The sequence below is a fragment of the Flavobacteriales bacterium genome (genome assembly GCA_013214975.1).
In the GTDB taxonomy this organism is placed as follows: Bacteria; Bacteroidota; Bacteroidia; order DT-38; family DT-38; genus DT-38.
In genome coordinates this window covers 1-3,793 of record JABSPR010000006.1, presented here as the reverse complement: position 1 = coordinate 3,793, position 3,793 = coordinate 1, and the positions used below count along the sequence as shown (strand labels likewise).

The 3,793-nt window shown below is 36.0% G+C and carries 4 protein-coding genes; all 4 read left to right on the top strand.

Features of this window, described 5'->3' with window-relative positions; all coding sequences use genetic code 11:
• Positions 1-281, top strand: a 281-nt coding sequence (locus HRT72_00420) for a transposase (protein ID NQY66179.1), incomplete at its 5' end; no start/stop codon positions are given.
• Between the two features lie 367 nt (positions 282-648).
• A complete protein-coding gene (locus HRT72_00415; GenBank protein ID NQY66178.1) occupies positions 649-1,398 on the top strand; it encodes a T9SS type A sorting domain-containing protein in 750 nt (249 codons plus the stop codon).
• Between the two features lie 10 nt (positions 1,399-1,408).
• On the top strand, positions 1,409-3,094 hold the full coding sequence (locus HRT72_00410; protein NQY66177.1) for a gliding motility-associated C-terminal domain-containing protein: 1,686 nt from the start codon (positions 1,409-1,411) through the stop codon (positions 3,092-3,094).
• Between the two features lie 182 nt (positions 3,095-3,276).
• Positions 3,277-3,793, top strand: a 517-nt coding sequence (locus HRT72_00405; protein ID NQY66176.1) for an RNA polymerase sigma factor, incomplete at its 3' end; no start/stop codon positions are given.

Genomic DNA, 3,793 nt, shown 5'->3' with positions numbered 1-3,793 from the left:
AAATCAGCATCCTCAAAGAGGCTGGCACCAATGGAGTAACAATCACATTGGAGAAACATAGTATTTATCCAGCAACGTTTTATGGCTGGAAGAAGAAGTTTGAGTCTATGGGGGAAATAGGTTTAGACCATGGAATAACCAAAGAACGTCTCAAAATAATAAGTGCTTTGGAGCAAGAAGTTGATTTGCTTAAACAACTTTTGGCAGAAAAGGAACTCGAAAGCAGACTAAAAGACGATCTGTTAAAAAAGAAGTATCCCAAGGTGAGCGCTATCATATGAATCTTTTCAAAATGTTACTCCATCTGAAGTGTATTTTGGAACAGCTAATCGAAAACTTAAACAACGAAAAATTAAAAAATACAGAACGTTAAAAGCAAGAAAAAAACAGTATCACAATTTTAGCTTAAATTCGACAGAACTCTATCTTATTTTTTAGGTGAAAAGTTCAATTTTATCTGACGACATACAAATTAGTAGTGATAAAAAATCTCTTTCTAAGAACAGCCCAAAAGGCTACAGAAGCCTGTTTATCTACAATTTAGAACAGATTAAGATTTAAGATCTCATAATAAATGTATTTCCTCCCCCCCCTCACTTGAAAAACTCACGTGTATACTAATAAATAGAACTTTTTAAAATACTTTACATGAAACTTAAAAGCCTTACTCAATCCCTAATTTTCTTACTATTCACTACGTCTGCATCTTATGCTCAATACTGCAGCCCAACAATTACTGCACCGCCAGTTTCTACGTGGGGAATAGTCGGTGTCCAATATAGTAATCTTGTAAAGTCATCAACTATTGATACCTATAGCGACTTTCTCTCTGATACTGCTCTCATTGAATTAGGAGCTACAAATACTCTTGTTATTTCTTATGAGGGCTCCCCCCAACTGCAAAAGGTAGTTTGGATTGACTGGGATTTAAACGAGTCTTTCGATTCAACTGAGATGTACATTTTTACTAGTTTTTCAAATTCCATTGATATTACAACTCCGTCATATGCAACAGAGGGTGCTACAAGAATGCGTGTAGCTATTTATGCGTTTGGTGCCACAAATATTGATGCATGTACCTCTTCACTATTTGAAGTGGAAGATTATACGATCAATGTTGTTAACGATTCAAATGTCGGTTTGACTGAAGAATATCCAGCTATTGTTCCCTTCGAGTTATTTCCTAACCCTGCTAAAAGTGTCGTAAACATTAAATGGTACAATTCGAATATAGAAAGCGACGTAGTAATCTATAATAACATGGGGCAAGTTGTTGGCTTTATAACGAAAGCAGAATTGAAGAATCCAATTGATATTTCAACGTTCACGAGTGGTTTGTATTTTATAAAGGCAGAGGCTATAGAAAATGTACTTCCCGTGAAATTAATTATCCAGTAAACCGGAAAACATGCTTAAATTATTTTTTTCAGTTATACTCATTTCAGTTTCTCTTTCCGCGAACGCTCAAGGAGAAAAAGATAATTGGAAATTTGGACATTTTGCAAGTGTTTCATTTTCTTCTATTACTCCCACCGGCGGTGATCCAAACAGTTCAAATCATTTAGAAGGAGTTTCGGATATATCCTCGCCAAATGGTGATTTGTTGTTTTACTCGAATGGGATAAACATTTGGGATAGTTCCCACAATCTAATGATAAATGGTTCTGGTTTATTAGGACATGAAACTTTTAGTCAGGGAGTTTCGATCATCAAAAAACCCTTTTCAGACAATATTTATTACGTGATTACACTAAACTTTGGTCCTAATTACTACTCAGAAGAATTCCTTAATTTGTTCTACTCGGAAGTAGACATGTCACTCAACGGTGGTTTAGGAGAGGTCNTTACNGCAACGAAAAACACACCGATTCGAGCTTCANTAGACCTAAAAGAAAACAATAAAATCATACAGCATGAAAACGGCTATGATTATTGGCTTGTGGTTGGAAAGGTAGATGGAACATACCTGTCTTATTTGATTACTTGTGAAGGAATCTCTTTAACTCCTGTGGAGAGTGCTATTGGGAGTCCAATGACTAGCACTCAACCAATAGGCTGTATGGCTGCAAATTTAGACGGAACAAAAATTGTATCTGCTACTGGATTCTTTCATCCGATGGAGGTTTTTGACTTCGATGCGGCAACAGGTTTGCTTTCCAATCGTATCGATCTCCCTGTAATTTCTCAGGACTTTTATTATGGTGTAGAATTTTCTCCAAATGGAGAATTAATATACGCTACAACGTCAAATGTAGGACCTGCCCTGACTACCTCTCTTTTTCAATTTAATCTATCTGCTGGGAGTCCAAGCGATATTGCTCTTTCAGCCACGCTTATTTCTATTTCCATTCAAACTTATCCGGGTAATGGTCAGTTCGGTCAAATTGCCCTTGGAAGAGACAGTTTACTCTATGTTGCAGACGTTGGGAGGGATCTCTGTAAAATCAGTAATCCAAATATTGTTGGCACTGGATGCGGATTTGTTAGTGCAGCTGTAGACTTATCTCCTTATTACTGCACCGTTGGGTTGCCAAATTATCCAAATAAAATGCCGAATACGGGATTTGTCACTGACTCGACAACTTATTTGGATCTGTGTTTGGATGATGATATTCAAGTACTTTCTTCCGAAAATGATGGAGGAATTTGGACTGGTCTGGGCATAACTGATTCCGTCTTAGGAACATTTGACCCATTGTTAGCTGGTGCTGGTGTTCACATGGTTGTATACACCATCTATACACCTTGCTTGACCTTTAGTGACTCATTAATAATTGAAATTGAAGATTGCCAAACAGATTCAGGAAATGGGAATATATTGAATCCAACTGTCTTTTTAGAACTTCCGAACGTTATAACTCCGAATGGAGATTTTATCAATGATACTTTTCAGCCCGTGCAAATTTCCGGAATTGATAAAATGGAAACCTTTATTGTGAATCGATGGGGAAATACCGTGTTTAACTCGGAGGATACATCCATTTTATGGGATGGAGGAAATGCTGTTGACGGAGTTTATTTTTGGAGAGTAAAATTTACAGATATATTTGGGGAATCAGGTTCAAAACATGGCTTTGTAACTGTAATAAATTAATAAATTAATAAATTAATAAATTAATAAATTAATAAATGATGAGAAATCTATAAAGAGAAGAAAAGATACGCGATGTCGAATGAAAATTTTAGAAATCAGAACTTAAAGAAATTTTCTAAAACCATATCTAGTGAACGTTTCCTTTCCTTTAATTCTACAACAGACTTAACTAAAGAAGAGGGGTGCATCTAGATAAAGAGTTTCTAAAGAAAATTAAGAAGCGAGATAAAAAAGCTCAACTTCTTCTGTACGATCAATGCTTTGGTATTATGATGAGCTCTGCCTTACGCTACAAAAGAAATGTAGATGACGCGGCTGCTTTAGTAAATGAATCATTTTTAAAGGTTCTAGTAAATATTAAGAAATATGATACTAATAAACCTATCGAAGCGTGGATTCGCAGAATAGTGATTAACACGGCACTAGATGATTTTAGAAAGAATAAGAAGAGATATGAGGCAATTTTCGAAGATCAAAATGAGCCTAATTCAAACACATGCGTTTCATTCAATAACATTGAAAGTGCAATAGAAATGGAATACGTTCAAGAAGCAATGAACACACTGTCGCCTGCCACTAGAATCGTATTTAATCTATACGTGTTCGACGGGTATTCCCATCAGGAAATTTCGGAGAAGCGTTCAATTACTATTGAAACTTCAAAGTGGCATGTAAAAGAAGCCCGGAAAAAGCTTAGAG

Excerpts from the sequence above, each read along its gene's own strand:
- HRT72_00415 (NQY66178.1), top strand. The coding sequence starts at position 649 with ATGAAACTTAAAAGCCTTACTCAATCCCTAATTTTCTTACTATTCACT.